Annotated in this window: 13 protein-coding genes; 1 reads left to right on the plus strand and 12 read right to left on the minus strand. The window is 73.0% G+C overall.

Going from position 1 to position 14,885, the window contains the following annotated elements:
* Position 1 precedes the first annotated feature (1 nt).
* The 4 genes from O7628_RS24535 to O7628_RS24550 are packed head-to-tail and all read right to left on the minus strand — an operon-like array spanning position 2 to position 4,209.
* On the minus strand, positions 2 to 1,210 hold the full coding sequence (locus tag O7628_RS24535; protein ID WP_278134028.1) for an MFS transporter: 1,209 nt from the start codon (positions 1,208 to 1,210) through the stop codon (positions 2 to 4).
* 7 nt (positions 1,211 to 1,217) lie between these two features.
* Positions 1,218 to 1,730, minus strand: coding sequence for an aromatic-ring-hydroxylating dioxygenase subunit beta (locus tag O7628_RS24540; RefSeq protein ID WP_278134030.1), 513 nt, complete (start codon positions 1,728 to 1,730; stop codon positions 1,218 to 1,220).
* Entirely contained in the window at positions 1,727 to 3,046 is a 1,320-nt protein-coding gene (locus O7628_RS24545; RefSeq protein ID WP_278134032.1) for an aromatic ring-hydroxylating dioxygenase subunit alpha, read from the minus strand. The genes O7628_RS24540 and O7628_RS24545 overlap by 4 nt, the downstream gene beginning before the upstream one ends.
* Positions 3,043 to 4,209: a glycosyltransferase gene (locus tag O7628_RS24550; RefSeq protein WP_278134033.1), complete on the minus strand. Its 1,167-nt coding sequence runs from the start codon at positions 4,207 to 4,209 to the stop codon at positions 3,043 to 3,045. Before O7628_RS24550 ends, O7628_RS24545 begins: the two co-directional genes overlap by 4 nt.
* Before the next feature lie 466 nt (positions 4,210 to 4,675).
* Here O7628_RS24550 and O7628_RS24555 point away from each other — a divergent pair, with 466 nt between their 5' ends.
* Positions 4,676 to 6,757, plus strand: a complete 2,082-nt coding sequence (locus tag O7628_RS24555) for a family 43 glycosylhydrolase (RefSeq protein WP_278134035.1) — start codon at positions 4,676 to 4,678, stop codon at positions 6,755 to 6,757.
* 62 nt (positions 6,758 to 6,819) lie between these two features.
* Here O7628_RS24555 and kduD read toward each other — a convergent pair whose 3' ends face one another.
* The 8 genes from kduD to O7628_RS24595 form a co-directional block, all read right to left on the minus strand.
* Entirely contained in the window at positions 6,820 to 7,581 is a 762-nt protein-coding gene (gene kduD / locus O7628_RS24560) for a 2-dehydro-3-deoxy-D-gluconate 5-dehydrogenase KduD (protein WP_278134037.1), read from the minus strand.
* Positions 7,578 to 8,603: an alcohol dehydrogenase catalytic domain-containing protein gene (locus O7628_RS24565; protein ID WP_278134040.1), complete on the minus strand. Its 1,026-nt coding sequence runs from the start codon at positions 8,601 to 8,603 to the stop codon at positions 7,578 to 7,580. The genes kduD and O7628_RS24565 overlap by 4 nt, the downstream gene beginning before the upstream one ends.
* A complete protein-coding gene (locus O7628_RS24570; RefSeq protein ID WP_178064293.1) occupies positions 8,600 to 8,935 on the minus strand; it encodes an L-rhamnose mutarotase in 336 nt (111 codons plus the stop codon). The genes O7628_RS24565 and O7628_RS24570 overlap by 4 nt, the downstream gene beginning before the upstream one ends.
* 1 nt (position 8,936) lies before the next feature.
* Positions 8,937 to 9,842, minus strand: a complete 906-nt coding sequence (locus O7628_RS24575; RefSeq protein ID WP_278134043.1) for an amidohydrolase family protein — start codon at positions 9,840 to 9,842, stop codon at positions 8,937 to 8,939.
* Entirely contained in the window at positions 9,839 to 11,158 is a 1,320-nt protein-coding gene (locus O7628_RS24580) for an enolase C-terminal domain-like protein (RefSeq protein WP_278134045.1), read from the minus strand. Before O7628_RS24580 ends, O7628_RS24575 begins: the two co-directional genes overlap by 4 nt.
* An 88-nt stretch (positions 11,159 to 11,246) precedes the next feature.
* Entirely contained in the window at positions 11,247 to 12,284 is a 1,038-nt protein-coding gene (locus tag O7628_RS24585; RefSeq protein WP_178064296.1) for an ABC transporter permease, read from the minus strand.
* The gene (locus O7628_RS24590) at positions 12,277 to 13,818 is read right to left on the minus strand and encodes a sugar ABC transporter ATP-binding protein (protein WP_278134048.1); all 1,542 of its coding nucleotides are present in this window, start codon (positions 13,816 to 13,818) and stop codon (positions 12,277 to 12,279) included. The genes O7628_RS24585 and O7628_RS24590 overlap by 8 nt, the downstream gene beginning before the upstream one ends.
* On the minus strand, positions 13,815 to 14,885 hold the full coding sequence (locus tag O7628_RS24595) for a sugar ABC transporter substrate-binding protein (RefSeq protein WP_278134050.1): 1,071 nt from the start codon (positions 14,883 to 14,885) through the stop codon (positions 13,815 to 13,817). The genes O7628_RS24590 and O7628_RS24595 overlap by 4 nt, the downstream gene beginning before the upstream one ends.

The following is a 14,885-nucleotide window of genomic DNA, read 5'->3' on the forward strand; positions in this document are numbered from 1 at the left end:
ATCAACTCCTTCGCTTGGGCCGAACAGTTGGCAACGCCCACGACGCCACGAGGGCGGCGAACAGCAGCGCGGCGCCGCTGCCGAAGGCGGCCGGAACCCCCACCCGCTCGGCGACGAGGCCGACCACGACCGGCCCGACCACGGCGCCGACATCGGTGCACATCGAGAAGACGGCGACGCCGCTGCCGGCGCGGCCGGCGACGACGTCCCCGATCAGCGCGGCCGGCGCGGCGTTGAGCAGCGCCGATCCCGCCGCGTACCCGCAGAGCAGCACGACGAGCCAGGCGTAGCTGTCGACGAACGCCAGGGCGGCGATGGTCGCCGCCGCCACCCCGGTGCCGGCGATCATGGCGGGCCGGCGGCCGGCCCGGTCGACGACCCGGCCGGCCGGCACGATCAGCAGCGCCTGGACGACGGCGGACGTGGTGAACGCCCAGCCGACCCACGCCACGTCGTGCCGCCAGGCCACCACCACCGTGGGGACCAGCGCGCTGCGCAGCCCGAACAGCACCCAGCCCTGCGCCAGCGCGGCGAGGCACGCCACCTGGTAGCGGCGGTCCCGCAGCAGGACCGGCAGCCCGACCGCGCCCCGGTCGGGCCCCGCGCCGGAGCGGGGGCCGGTGCGCAGCACCGCCAGGGCCAGCCCGGCGGCGGCCAGCAGCAGCCCGGCGTACGCCAGGAACGGCGTGGACAGGTCGACGAGGGCGAGGAGCCCGCCCAGCGCCGGCCCGCAGATCCCGCCGAGCAGGAAGCCCGCCTCGAACACGGCGCTGGCCCGGCCCCGCTGGTCGGCCGGCGCGATCGTCAGGAGCATCGCCAGGGCGGACACCGAGAACAGCACCGAGCCGACGCCGCCGAGGCCACGGAACACGAGGAGCTGCGCATAGGACGAGGCGAACGCGGTGAGGGCCGAGGAGACCGCGCACAGCAGCAGGCCGGCGACCAGGACCCGCCGCTCCCCGAACCGGACGCCGAGCCGGCCGCAGAACGGGCTGGCGGCCAGCCGCAGCAACGCGAACAGGGCGACGAGCACCCCGATCTGGGTGGGCCCGGCTCCGAAGGTCGCCGCATACACCGGGAGCACCGGGAGCACCAGTCCCAGGCCGAGCATGACGCAGCCGCCGACGACGCTGAGGACGTGGACCTCGCGCGGGAGGCCCGGCTGGGCGGTGGCAACGGGTGGGACGTTGCCGGTGCCGGCCGCCGTCACTGCCCGGTCACAGGATGATGCTGAGCTTGCCGTGCTCGTACAACGTCTCGTGGTCGAGCACCACGACCCGCCGCCGGATCCGGAACGACTCGCCGTCGACGACCAGCTCGAACCGGTATTTTCCGACGTAGGCGTCGGAGCGCCCGTGCCCGAACCGGTGGACGACGACGTTGGCCGCCACGTCGAGGTGGCCGCCCCGATCGGCCAGGATCTCCACGTTGCCGATCATCCGGTTCGTCCGCGACCGGGGGTTCTCGCACCACACCTCGCCGTTGAGGAGCTGTTCGACGCGTTGGCGCAGCCGGGCGGCGTCGTCGTCGACGAGCCCGAGCGCGTCGCCCGCGCCGTCGCGGACGTCGGTGGCCGGCACCGCGTAGCGGATGTCGTCGGTCAGCATCTCGTCGTACCACTCGCGCAGCCGCCACTCGTCGAGCAGCCGTGCCTCGCGGAACAGGAACTGGCTCACCCGGTGCCACAGCCGCACCTGGGCCGCCCCGTCGACGCTCAACTCGATGGTCATCGTGGCCCCGCCCCCTGCGCCCCGGCCCGGCGGCCGGGCTCGTCGTGAGCGTCGTCGCCGTGCATCAGCCGGTCCCACTGCCGCCAGAACTCGCGGGCGGGAAGCTCGTCGGTCGTCTCCGGGACCTCCTTGTTCATGCCCCGGGACAGGTCCGAGTAGCGGACCGCGCGGTTGAGGTAGCCCCGCTGGCACGACTCGATGATCTCGATGTCGTCGGGGGTGGCGAAGCCGGCGGGGCCGAGGAACGTCAGGTAGTGGCTCTTGCGGAGCTCGCGGATGTCCGGGTCCTCGTCCCTGGGTGCCAGGGCGACCGAGGTGATGGCCATCCGGCCGGCGCCGACCGGGTCGATCTTGCGGATCGTGATCGCGATCGCGTCGATGATCATCAGGTTGGGGAAGATCAGCAGGGCGCGGTTGGTGCCGGTGATCCGTTGCGCGCGTTCGGGGCCGAACCGCTCGACGAACCGCGCGGCCGTCGCCTCGATCCGGGGCCGCACCTCCGGGCCGAACATCGGCGTCCAGTAGGCGAGCGGGCGCGCCGCCGCCGGCGGCAGCTCGTTGGCCCCGTGCCCCAGCCCGAGGGCGCGGCCGAAGCCGCCCCGCCGCCGGGGCGGCACCGACCCCAGCGATTCCATGTAGCCGACGTATCGCTTGTGCAGGGCCCGGAAATGGTAGATGTCGACGCTGTTCTCCATCATGAGTTTCCAGTTGGCCTGGGCCCCGTGCAGTTGCGCGCCGCGGATCACCTCCATTCCGGCCGCGGACTGGTCGTCGACGAGATCGAGGTATTCCGTCGCGCCCGCCAGGTATTCCGTCAGGGTGCGCGGCTGCTGCGGATCGAAGGTGACGAACACGAAACCGCGGTAGCTGTCGCTCTGGTGCCGCGTGAGGCCGAAGTCCGCCTTGCGGAACCCCGGCCCGTACCCGTCGGGGATCGGGACACCCACCAGGTCGCCCCGGTTGGAGAAGGTCCAGTCGTGGTAGGGGCAGCGGAACGATCGGACCTGCCCGGCCGGCTGCGAGCAGACGAGGGCCCCACGGTGCGGGCAGCTGTTGGCGAACACCCGGATCACCCCGTCGGACCCGCGCGCCAGCACCACCGGACGCCCGCCGACGTCGCGGGCCACGTACGAGCCCGGCGCGGGCACCTCCGACTCGTGCCCGACGTACAGCCAGCAGCGGTCGAAGATCCTCGTCAGCTCCCGGGCGGCCAGGTCCTCGTCGGTGTAGGCGCGCCGGTCCACCCGGAACGAGAGGCGCTCGGGGTCGTCGAGCACGATCGGGTCGTGCACCGGCCGGTGCAGCTCGATGGTCACCGCGTCACCTGCCGCCGCAGGCTCTCGACCGTGCCGGCGACCAGCTCGGCCGTGCGGGCGGCGGAGTCGCCGCACTCCGGCTGCGCGGCGCGCAGCCGCGCCCGGTGGCCCCGGGCGGGATCGAGCAGGTCGGTGACGGCGTCGGCGACGGCCTGCCCGGTGACGGCGGCCGGCTCCAGCGCCGTGCCGAAGCCCGCGCGGGCCACGAAGTGCGCCTGGATGGGCTGGTCCACCGCCAGCGGGACCACCAACATCGGCGTCGCCGCCCGGATCGACTCCGCCACGGAGTTGTAGCCGCCGTGGGTGACGAACACGTCGGCCCGGTCGAGCACCTCACGTTGCGGCAGGTAGGGGGCGGTGAGCACGTCGTCGGGCAGCGCCAGCTCCGCCGCCAGGTCGCCCACGGAGGCGATCACCTGCGCGCCGGTCGCCGCCGCACCGAGGATCACCGTGCGCAGCAGGTCCGGCCGCCGGTAGAAGATCGTGCCGAAGGAGACGTAGACCACCGGGCGGTCGGGGTCGAGCCGGTCCAGGGCCGCGAAGGCGACCTCGTCGCCGCGGGCCCCCGCCGCGCCCGGCAGGCCGACGAGCTGCACGCCGTCGTCGGTGACCGCGTCGGCCCCGACGAGGGCGGGGATCGTCGGCATCAGGTTGAGGATCGGCGACCGCGCCGAGTGGGTCCTGGTCGACCACCCCACCCCGTGCTCGGTCAGGTAGTCGCCGACCTGCTCGTCGTAGGCCCAGCGGCCCCGCCGGTGCTCGGCCGGGCACACCCCGCCCAGGTTGGCCCAGATCATCCCGTACGGCACGCCGGAGGCGTGCGCGCCGACCATGGCCGCCGCCGTGACCGGCAGCGAGTCGACGAGCACGAAGTCCGGCTCGGCCGCCCGGATCGCGTCGGCCGTCTGCTGCGCCACCGGCGACGACCGCAGCATCGGGCCGATCCTCGCCGGGTCGCCGCTCCACGGCGCCATCTCGACCTCACCGACCTCGTGGACCTGCGCCTTGCCCAGGGCCTGACGACGCCGCTCGTCGAGCGCGCCGCCGTCGGCGGACAACAGCAACAACGCGACCTCGCCGCCGGCGGCCTGGAGCGCGTTGACCACCGGGACATACGGGTTCAGGTGGCCGTGCTGAGTCGTGGTGAGCAGGGCGACGCGCATCAGATCTCCGATCCGTCGAAAGAGCCGGGACGGCGACGCACGAACGGCAGGACTTCGCCCCCCGGACAGGCGGGAAACGCCCGGCAGGCGAAAGGGACCGTCGACGTCCAGGTACTACTACGAGGCGCTATGCGTTATCCCTCACCGCTGAGGGAAACGTCGATTGACGTTACTCGGCACAACTCGAAACAACCCGGTTCGCCGCCTGCCCGCAGACGGTGCACAAAGCCTGCCGGGGCGCGCAATCGATGTCAATGCCTGTGCGTGTCGCGGTGCGAACCGGCCGTGACCGTCGGCCATGGACCGCCGGTGGGGGAGGTTCCGCTGGCTGCCGCCCCGGGCCGCCGGATGTTACGGCTTGACGTCCGGAGTGTTATCGCACACAGTCAATGTGCTCGATGTGAGCGCTAACAGGAGTTGGTGTCGGCGGCTCCCGCCGCGCATCGACCGTCCACGAAGGAGGGACATGGCACTCATCGGACAGGTCGTGCCGGGCGCGCGACGGCGTGGCCGGCTGTCCCGGGTCGCCGCCGCCGTGCTGGCGATGCTGCTCGGCGCGGGGATCGTCGCGGTGGTGCCGTCGGCGGCCGTGGCCGCGACGGTGGACACGACCGCGTGGTACGTGTTGGTGAACCGCAACAGCGGCAAGGCGCTGGACCTGTACAACCAGGCCACCAACGACGGGGCGCGGATCACCCAGTGGACGCGCAACGACGGCGCCTGGCAGCAGTGGCAGTTCGTCGACTCCGGTGGCGGCTACTACCGGCTGAAGTCGCGCCACTCGGGCAAGGTGCTGGACGTCACCGGCGCGTCGACCGCCGACGGCGCGGCGGTGGTGCAGTGGTCGGACACCAACGGCACCAACCAGCAGTTCCGCCTGGCGGACTCCGCGGGCGGGTACGTGCGGCTGATCGCCCGGCACTCCAACAAGGCAGTGGAGATCCAGAACGCCTCCACCGCCGACGGCGGGAACGTCGTCCAGTACGCCGACTGGGGCGGCAACAACCAGCAGTGGCAGCTCGTCCGCGTCGGCGACGGCGGCAACCCGGGCGGCTCCACGTACACCAACCCGGTCGTCTGGCAGGACTTCGCCGACGTCGACATCATCCGCGTCGGTGACGCCTACTACCTCTCCTCGTCCACCATGCACTACTCCCCGGGCGCGCCCGTGCTGCGCTCGTACGACCTGGTCAACTGGGAGTTCGTGGGGCACTCGGTGCCCCGGCTGGACTTCGGCACCAAGTACGACCTGCCCAGCTCCACCTCCCGGGCCTACGTCAACGGCATCTGGGCGTCGACGCTCAACTACCGCGCCAGCAACGGCACGTTCTACTGGATCGGCTGCATCGACTTCAACAAGTCGTACGTCTACACGTCGACCTCGGTCAGCGGCACCTGGCAGAAGCGCTCGGAGATCAACAACTGCTACTACGACGCGGGGCTGCTGATCGACGACAACGACACGATGTACGTCGCCTACGGCAACAGCACCCTGCACGTGGCGCAGCTGTCGGCGGACGGGCTGAGCCAGGTGCGCACGCAGCAGGTCTACACCACGCCGTCGAACATCGGCACGCTGGAGGGCTCGCGGTTCTACAAGCGCAACGGCTACTACTACATCTTCGTCACCAGGCCGGCCAACGGGCAGTACATCCTGCGCTCGACCAGCCCCTGGGGTCCGTACGAGACGCGGCAGGTGCTGCTGAACATGCCCGGCCCGATTTCCGGCGGCGGCGTGCCGCACCAGGGCGGCCTGGTGCAGACCCAGAACGGCCAGTGGTACTACATGGCCTTCGTCGACGCGTATCCCGGTGGCCGGGTGCCGGCGCTGGCGCCGATCACCTGGACCTCCGACGGCTGGCCGCAGATCCAGACCGTCAACGGCGCCTGGGGCAGCAGCTACCCGTCGCCGCTGCCGGCCCGGCCGGTCGCGCCGATGACCGGCGCGGACACCTTCGCCGGCACGACGCTGAGCCCGCAGTGGGAGTGGAACCACAACCCGGACAACACGAAGTGGTCGACCGGCAGCGGGCTGCGCCTGCAGACGGCCACGGTCACCAACGACCTCTACAGCGCCCGCAACACCGCGACCCGGCGCATCCAGGGGCCCACCTCCACCGCCACCATCGAGCTGGACTACTCGACCATGCGCGACGGCGACCGCTCCGGGCTGGCCATGCTCCGTGACTCGTCGGCCTGGATCGGCGTGCGGCGGGACAACGGGGCCACCCGGGTGGTGATGACCAACGGCCTGACCATGGACGGCAGTTGGCGGACCACCAGCACCGGCACCGAGATCGCCAGCGCGGCGGTCAGCGGCGGCCGGATCTGGCTGCGGGCCAAGGCCGACATCAGGCCGGGCAGCGGGCGGCAGGCGTCCTTCTCCTACAGCACCGACGGGGTGAACTTCGTCCCGCTGGGCAACGCGCTGACGTTGAACAACGCCTGGCAGTTCTTCATGGGCTACCGCTTCGCGGTCTTCAACTACGCCACCCAGGCGCTCGGCGGCGCGGTCACCGTCCGCCGGTTCGACCTGACCACCCCGTGACCGACGCCGGGCCGGGGGCGACGCCCCCGGCCCGGCGCCACGGCCTGCCGGCCCCCGGCGGCTCAGCGCGCGAGCCAGCCCCCGTCGACCGGGATGACGGCCCCGTTGACGTACGCGGCCGCGTCGGAGGCGAGGAAGACGGTGGCCCCGGCGAGGTCGTCGGGCCGCCCCCAGCGACCGGCCGGGATCCGCTCCAGGATCGCCCGGTTGCGCTCCGGCTGCTCCCGCAGCGCCCGCGTGTTGTCCGTGTCGATGTAGCCCGGCGCGATCGCGTTGACGTTGACCCCGTGCGGGGCCCACTCGTTGGCCAGCGCCCGGGTCAGCCCGGCGACCGCCGACTTCGCCGCCGCGTAGCCCGGCACCGTCACGCCGCCCTGGAAGCTCAGCATCGACGCCGTGAAGATGATCTTCCCGCTGCCGCGCCGGACCATCTCCCGGCCGACCTCCCGGGCGAGCAGGAACGGTGCGGACAGGTTGACCTCCAGCACGTGGTCCCAGTCCTGCTCGGAGTGCTCGGCGGCGGGGGCGCGGCGGATCGTGCCGGCGTTGTTGACCAGGATGTCGACCGGCCGGGGCGACTGCCCGAGCCGCTCGGCGAGCGCGCGGACGGCGGCGCGGTCGGACAGGTCCGTCCGGTACGCCTCGAACGACCGGCCGTGGGCCGCCACCCGCCGGCCGACCTCGCTGCCGGACTCCTCCAGCGCCGCGCTGACGCCGACGACGTCCGCGCCGGCCGCGGCCAGGGCCTCCGCCATGGCCAGGCCGATCCCGCGCCGGCAGCCGGTCACCACGGCCAGCCGGCCGCTCAGGTCGAACGGGTTCACGCCGCACCTCCACAGTCCACGAGGACCTTCACCTCGCCACCGGCGGCGAGCGCCCGGAACGCCTCCGCCACCTCGGTCAGCGGCACGATCCGGGTGATGAGCCGCTCGGCGGGCACCTGCCCGTCGTGCACCAGCCGGACGGCCTCGGTGTAGTCGTCGCGCTCGTACACCCGCACGCCGATCAGCTCCAGCTCGCGCCAGAAGACGCGGTGCAGGTCCACCGCCGGCGGGGTGGGGTGGATCGCCACCACCACCAGCCGCCCGCGTACGGCGAGCAGGTCGGTCGCGGTGCGGACCCCGGCGGCGGAGCCGGACACCTCGAACACCACGGCGGCGCCGGCCCCGCCGGTCGCCTCGTGGACGTGCCGCGCGACGTCGACCGCCGCCGGGTCCAGGGCGCGCAGCCCGAGCTCGGCGGCGAGCGCCCGGCGGTGCGGGTCGAGTTCGAGCACCGTCACCTCGGCGCCGACCGCCCTGGCGACCGTGCCGATGAGCAGCCCGACCGGGCCGGCGCCGACGACCACCGCGTGTTCGCCGGCGACGAGCCGGGAGCGCCGCACGTCGTGCACGGCGACCGCGGTCGGCTCGACCAGCGCTGCGTGGGCCAGGGGCAGGCCCTCGGGCAGCGGCACCAGCAGCCGCGCGGGCACCGTCCAGGAGCGCTGCATCGAGCCGGGCGAGTCGATGCCCACGAAGTTGAGCCGGTGGCAGACGTGGCGGTGGCCCGCGCGACAGGCCGGGCACTCGCCGCACCAGTCCAGCGGCATGACGGTCACCGGCTCGCCCACCCGGTAGCCCTCGACGCCCGCGCCGACCTCGGCGACGCGGCCGGACATCTCGTGGCCGATCACCGCGGGCACCCGGACCCGCCGGTCCATCGCGCCGTGCGCGACGTGCAGGTCCGTGCCGCAGATCCCGGTGTACGCGACGTCGAGGCGCACCTCGCCGGGGCCGGGCGGCACGGGGTCGGTGTCGGCGACGACGAAGGTGTTGTCGCCGAGGTACTGCGCGCTGCGGTTCACGACGCCTCCTCGGTCAGGTGCCAGACCTCGTCCATCGGGGCCCACCAGTGCCCCGAGCCGGGCTCGGCGAGCGATTCCTGGCACGGATCGGTCAGCTTCCACCAGGCCCGCGTCTGCGGGTCCTCGGCGATGCGGCGCTGGTCGGCGTCGTGGTCCTCGCCCACGTACTCGTAGTAGCCGAACAGCAGGTCCCGGTGCAGGAAGATGCTGTAGTTGCGGATGTTCGCCTCGCGCAGCCGCCGTTCGACGTCGGGCCAGACGGCGGCGTGCAGCCGCAGGTAGGTCTCGCGGCGATCCGGGCGCAGCCGGATCACCCAGCCGTAGCGTCGCACGTCAGGCCCTTTCCGTCGGGTGTCGTCCCCCGGCGGATGCCGGGGGGAGCTGCGCGACCCGCCGCGCCAGGTCGTAGGCGCGCACGGCGGTGCCGGCGAGGATCTCCTGCCGCTCCGCGGCCGACAGCGGGGGCAGCGCCGCCGCCAACGCCCGGCCCACGCCGGCGTAGTCCGACCGGAGCAGGCAGACCGGCCAGTCGGAGCCGAACATCAGCCGCTGCGGCCCGAACTCCTCGACGGCCACCTCGACGAACGGGCGCAGGTGCTCCGGAGTCCAGTCCGGCCCGGCCTCGGTGACCAGGCCGGACAGCTTGGCGGTGACGTTGGGGCAGGCGGCCAGGTCGGCCAGCGGGCCGCGCCAGCGCCGCAGCCCCGCCCCGCCGGAGTCGATGCGGGGCTTGCCGAGGTGGTCGAGGACGAACCGCAGCTGCGGCACCGCCCGGGCGGCCCGGGCCGCCGCCGGGAGCTGGTCGGCGCGGATCACCAGGTCGAACACGAGCCCGGCGGCGGCGAGCTCGGCGAGCCCGCGCCGCACGTCGGGCCGGTCGAGGTAGTCGGGGTCGGCCTCGCCCTGCACCTGCGAGCGCACCCCGGCCAGGTACTCGCCGCCGCGCAGCCCGCGGTAGCGCTCGACGGTGGCGGGCACGTCGCCGGACGCGACGTCGAGCCAGGCCACCACCGCGAGGATCGCCGGGGTGTCGGCGGCGTAGCCGAGGAACTCGGCGGCCTCGTCGGGGTGGCAGCGGCCCCCCTCCACCAGCACGGTGCCGTCGACGCCGGCCGCGGTGAGCTCGGCGGTCAGGTCGGCCGGGGTGAACGGCCGGCGGATGGTCGCCAGCTCGGGCGCGTCGAGCCAGGCGTAGCCGCGTTCCGGCCGCCACAGGTGGTGGTGCGCGTCGATGATCATGCGGTCGGCGCTCCCGCCGCCGCCGGCGTCCACTGCGGGCCGTCCGGGTAGCGGTAGTCGGTCACGGACGCGGCGACGATCTCCGCGCTCATCCCCGGCGCGGTGGGCGCCAGGTACCGCCCGCCGGTGACCCGCACCGGGTCCACGAAGTGCTCGTGCAGGTGGTCGACGTACTCGATGGCCCGGTCGTCGGCGCTGCCGCTGACCGCGACGAAGTCGAACATGGCCAGGTGCTGCACCAGCTCGCAGAGCCCGACCCCGCCCGCGTGCGGGCAGACCGGCACCCCGAACTTCGCGGCGAGCAGCAGGATCGCCAGGTTCTCGTTGACCCCGGCGACCCGGCACGCGTCGATCTGCACCACGTCGACGGCGTCGGCCTGGAGGAGCTGCTTGAACATCACCGCGTTGTGCACGTGCTCGCCGGTGGCCACCTTCACCGGCGCGAGGGCCTTACGCACGGCGGCGTGCCCGAGCACGTCGTCCGGCGAGGTCGGCTCCTCGATCCAGTACGGGTCGAACGCGGCCAGCTCGCGCATCCACCGGATCGCATCCGGCACGCCCCAGATCTGGTTGGCGTCGACCGCGATGCGGATGTCCGGCCCGACGGCCTGCCGGGCGATGCCCATCCGGCGGACGTCGTCGGCCAGGTTCCCGCCGACCTTGAGCTTGATCAGCCCATACCCGTCGCGCACCGCCTCGGCGCAGAGCCGGGCCAGCTTCTCGTCGTCGTAGCCCAGCCAGCCGGGGGTCGTGGTGTACGCGGGGTAGCCCTCGGCGAGCAGCCGGCGCTCCCGGTCGGCCCGGCCGGCGGCGGCGGCCCGCAGCAGCGCGAGGGCCTCGTCTTCGGTGAGGGCGTCGCGCAGGTAGCGGAAGTCGACCTGGGCGACGAGCTGCTCCGGGGTGAGGTCGGCGAGCAGCTTCCACAGCGGCTTGCCCGCCCGCCGGGCGGCGAGGTCCCACACCGCGTTGACCAGGCCGCCGGCCGCCATGTGCACGACGCCCTTCTCCGGGCCCAGCCAGCGGATCTGGCTGTCGCCGACGAGCCGGCGGGCCAGCGCGCCCGGATCGGCGGTCAGCGCGTCGACCGGCTGGCCGACCACCATCGGGGCGAGCGACTGGACGGCCGCGACCTGGATCTCGGTGCCGCGGCCCACCGTGAAGACGAGGCCGTGGCCCGTGGCCCCCGCCGAGGTCCGCAGGATCACGTACGCCGCGGAGTAGTCCGGGAACGGGTTCATCGCGTCCGACCCGTCGCGGTGCCGGGAGGTGGGGAATCGTACGTCGATGGTGGCTACGGACGTGATGCGCTCGGTCACCGCAACTCCTGGGGTAGAACGTCGGCCGGCGGGCGCCCGGCTCGTGGGGTCTGCCTCGTGACGGGCCCGACCGGCGGGCCGGGTCGCCTCACGTCTGCGCCTTGCCCCCGGTGATGCGGGAGACCACCAGGGCCACCAGGATGACGGCGCCGTTGAGGAAGTTCGTCCACTGCGCGGGCACCCCCGCCAGGGTCAAGACATTGATGATCATAAATAAAAGTAGCACGCCGGTGAAGGCGCCGAACACGGTTCCCCTGCCGCCGTTGAGGCTGACGCCGCCGATCACCGCCGCCGCGAAGACCTGGAAGATCGCGCCGCTGCCCTGGGCCGACGGCACCGCCGCGAGCCGTCCGCTGATCAGCAGGCCGGCGAGCGCCGCGAGCACGCTGGCCACGACGAGCGCGATCCACAGCACCCGGTCGGTGCGGATGCCCGCCGCGCGCGCCGCGTCCTCGTTGCCGCCGATCGCGTACAGCGCCCGGCCGGCGCGGGTGTGCCCGAGGACCACGATCCCGGCGGCGAACAGCAGCAGCGACACCCAGATCGAGGCCGGCGCACCGAACCAGCTCGCCGAGCCCAGGTACGTCATCGACCCGGGCAGCGCGAAGAAGGTCTGTCCGCCGGAGATGCCGGTGAGCAGCCCGCGCAGGATGATGAGCATGCCCAGCGTCACGATGAAGCCGTTGAGGCCGAACCGGACGATGAGCAGCCCGTTGAACGCGCCGACGAGGGCGCCGACGAGCAGGACCACCGGGATCGCCCAGCCGTCCGGCAGCACGCCGAGCCCGAGCCCCCGGGTGAGCGCGGGGTCGACGATCAGCCAGGCGGCGATGCCGGGCGCCAGGCCGAAGGTGGACTCCAGCGACAGGTCCATCCTGCCGGTGATCAGCACGATGGTCTGGGCGAGGACCAGGATGGCGATCTCCGACATGCTCTGCAGCACGTTGATGATGTTGTCGGAGCTGAGGAAGACCGGGTTGACGATCGACCCGACGACCGCGACCGCGATGATCGCCGGCACCAGCGCCAGGTCCCGCAGCCGGGCGACGACCAGGCTCCGCGACGGCGCGCGCGACGGCGGGGGCACCGGGGACGACGCCGTGGCGGTGGACAGCGTGTCAGACATGGTGGAGGTCCACCCCTTCCATGGCGGCTACCAGATCGTTGTCGCTCCAGCCGTGGGCCATCTCGCCGACGACCCGGCCCTGGAACATCACCAGCACGCGGTCGCAGATCCGCAGGTCGTCGAGCTCGTCGGAGACCACCAGCACGGTGCTGCCCCGGCCGCGCACCTGCTCGACGACGCCGAGGAGGGTCTGCTTGGACCGCACGTCGACCCCGGCGGTCGGCGTGACGAGGACCAGCACCCGGGGGTCGCTGGCCAACGCCCGGCCCATCACGACCTTCTGCTGGTTGCCGCCGGAGAGCTCCGAGACCGGCACCTGCGGCCCGGCCGCCTTGATCGCCAGGTCGGCGATCGTGCCCCGGGCCAGGGCGTCGCGCCGGGCCGACGAGATGAGACCGTACCGCCCGACGCGGCGCGGCACGGTCATCGTGACGTTCTCCGCGATGGACAGCGCCGGCACCAGGCCCTCCCGATGCCGGTCCTGCGGCACCAGCCCCACGCCCGCGTCGAGCGCGTCGGGCACGCTGCCCGGCCGCAGCGCCCGGCCACCGACGGCGACCGTCCCGCCCGCCGGGCGGGCCAGACCGACGATCGCCTCGGCGACCTCCACCTTGCCGCTGCCGCCGCCACCGGCGATGCCGACGACCTCCCCCACCCGGGCCTCAAGCGACAGCCGCGCGCCGGACGAGGTGACCAGGTCACGCACCGACAGCAGCACCGGCGCGTCGGACGCCAGCCGCCGGTGTTCGGCCTCCGGCATCGTCACGTCCTCGCCGGTCATCGCGGCCACCAGCGCCTGCCGGCTCAACCCGGCCACGTCCGCGGTGACGACGTGCCGGGCGTCGCGGAAGACGGTCACCCGGTCGCAGAGCTCGTAGATCTCCTGGAGGTGGTGGCTGATGAACAGGAATGTCACCCCGTGCGCCCGCAGGTCCCGGATCCGGGCGAACAGCCGGCTGATGCCGGCGGCGTCGAGCTGGGCGGTCGGCTCGTCGAGGATGATGAACCGGGCCCCGAAGGACAGCGCCCGGGCGATCTCCACGAACTGCCGCTGCTCGACGGTGAGCGTCGACGCCGGCTGACGCACGTCGACGTCGACCGACCACGCCGCGAGCAGCTGCTCCGCCTCCCGCCGCAGGCCCGACCAGCGGATCAGCCCGCTGCGGCCCCGCGCGTGCCGGTTGAGGAACAGGTTCTCCGCCACGGTGAGGGTGGGGATGATCGTCGACTTCTGGTAGACGCACGCCACCCGCTGCCGCCAGGCGTCGCGGTCACCCAGCGGCGGGGCCGGACGGCCGTCGAAGGCGACCGCGCCGGAGTCGGCGGCCTGCAACCCGGTGAGGATGCTCACCAGCGTCGACTTGCCGGCGCCGTTGCGCCCCACCAGGGCGTGCGTCTCGCCGCGGCGGACCAGGATGCCCGCCCCGGACAGTGCGAGCGTGGACCCGAAGCGCTTGGTGATGTCCACGGCCTCGACGACGGGCTGGCCGTCGCCGGCCGGCCCGTCGCCGGGGCGGTGCGGGGCGGCACTCATGCGTTGCGGCCCCACAGCGACGCGTCGTCGAACTTCACGGTGGGCTGCCCCGCGACCGGCGCGCCGTCCAACGTCACCAGCGGCGCGGGGAGCTGGTCCTCCAGCAGGCCGTCGCGCACCTGGATGATGGTGCTGCCGTGCGGGGTGGGGCCCGGCTGGAACGTCCTGCCCTCGATCGCCGCCTTGACGTACTCCAGCCCGTACCTGGCGTACAGGTCGGCCGGCTGGCTGACGGTGGCGTCGATCAGGCCGTCGCCGATGTTCTTCAGCTCCTCGGGGATGCCGTCGTTGGAGACGACGAAGACGTGCCGGGGGTCGGTCGGCGGCACCTGGAGGCCGCGCTGCTTGAGGATCTGCAACGTGCCCGACAGCGCGAACGAGGACTGCATGTAGATGCCCTTGACGTCCGGGTCCGACGCGAAGCGGGTCTGCAGCTTCGACGCCGCCACGTCGGCCTTCCAGTCGGTGGCCTCGCCGAACACGGTGATGCCGGGAAAGTCCTTGCGCATGCACTCGTTGAACGCCTCGGTGCGGTCCCGGCCGTTGATCGAGTCAAGGCCGCCCTGGAGCATCACGACCTTGCCCTTGCCGCCCAGCTTGGTGCCGAGGAACTGGCACGCCTTGGTGCCGTAGGCGCGGTTGTCCGCGCGCACCACCATGAACACCTTGCCGGTGTCCGGCCGGGTGTCGATGGTGACCACCGGGATCTTGCGGCTCTCGAACTGGGCCAGGGTCGGCGCGATGGCGGCGGTGTCCTGCGGGGCCATCACCACCCCCTTGACGCCCTGGCTCAAGAAGGTCTGCGCGTTGGAGATGAGGTTGGCGATGTCGTTCTGCGAGTTGGTGGTCTTCAGCTCGACGCCCAGCTCCTCGGCGGACTTCGGCACGTAGGTGATGTACGAGTTCCAGAAGTCGGTGTCCGAGCGGGGGTAGTCGACCCCGACGAGCGGCCGGCCGCCGCCCGCGCCGGCCCCGTCGCCCGCCTGGTCACCGCAGCCGGCGGTGAGGGCCGTCGTCGCGCCGAGCAGCAACGTCAGCCCCGTACCCAACAGGTTTCTTCGGTTCAT

It is taken from the genome of Micromonospora sp. WMMD956 (assembly GCF_029626125.1).
GTDB classification, from domain to species: domain Bacteria; phylum Actinomycetota; class Actinomycetes; order Mycobacteriales; family Micromonosporaceae; genus Micromonospora; species Micromonospora carbonacea.

Coding starts and splice junctions, on each gene's coding strand:
- O7628_RS24555 (WP_278134035.1), top strand. CDS start 4,676: ATGGCACTCATCGGACAGGTCGTGCCGGGCGCGCGACGGCGTGGCCGG.
- O7628_RS24585 (WP_178064296.1), bottom strand. CDS start 12,284: ATGTCTGACACGCTGTCCACCGCCACGGCGTCGTCCCCGGTGCCCCCG.
- O7628_RS24575 (WP_278134043.1), bottom strand. CDS start 9,842: ATGATCATCGACGCGCACCACCACCTGTGGCGGCCGGAACGCGGCTAC.
- O7628_RS24540 (WP_278134030.1), bottom strand. CDS start 1,730: ATGACCATCGAGTTGAGCGTCGACGGGGCGGCCCAGGTGCGGCTGTGG.
- O7628_RS24595 (WP_278134050.1), bottom strand. CDS start 14,885: ATGAACCGAAGAAACCTGTTGGGTACGGGGCTGACGTTGCTGCTCGGC.
- O7628_RS24550 (WP_278134033.1), bottom strand. CDS start 4,209: ATGCGCGTCGCCCTGCTCACCACGACTCAGCACGGCCACCTGAACCCG.
- O7628_RS24590 (WP_278134048.1), bottom strand. CDS start 13,818: ATGAGTGCCGCCCCGCACCGCCCCGGCGACGGGCCGGCCGGCGACGGC.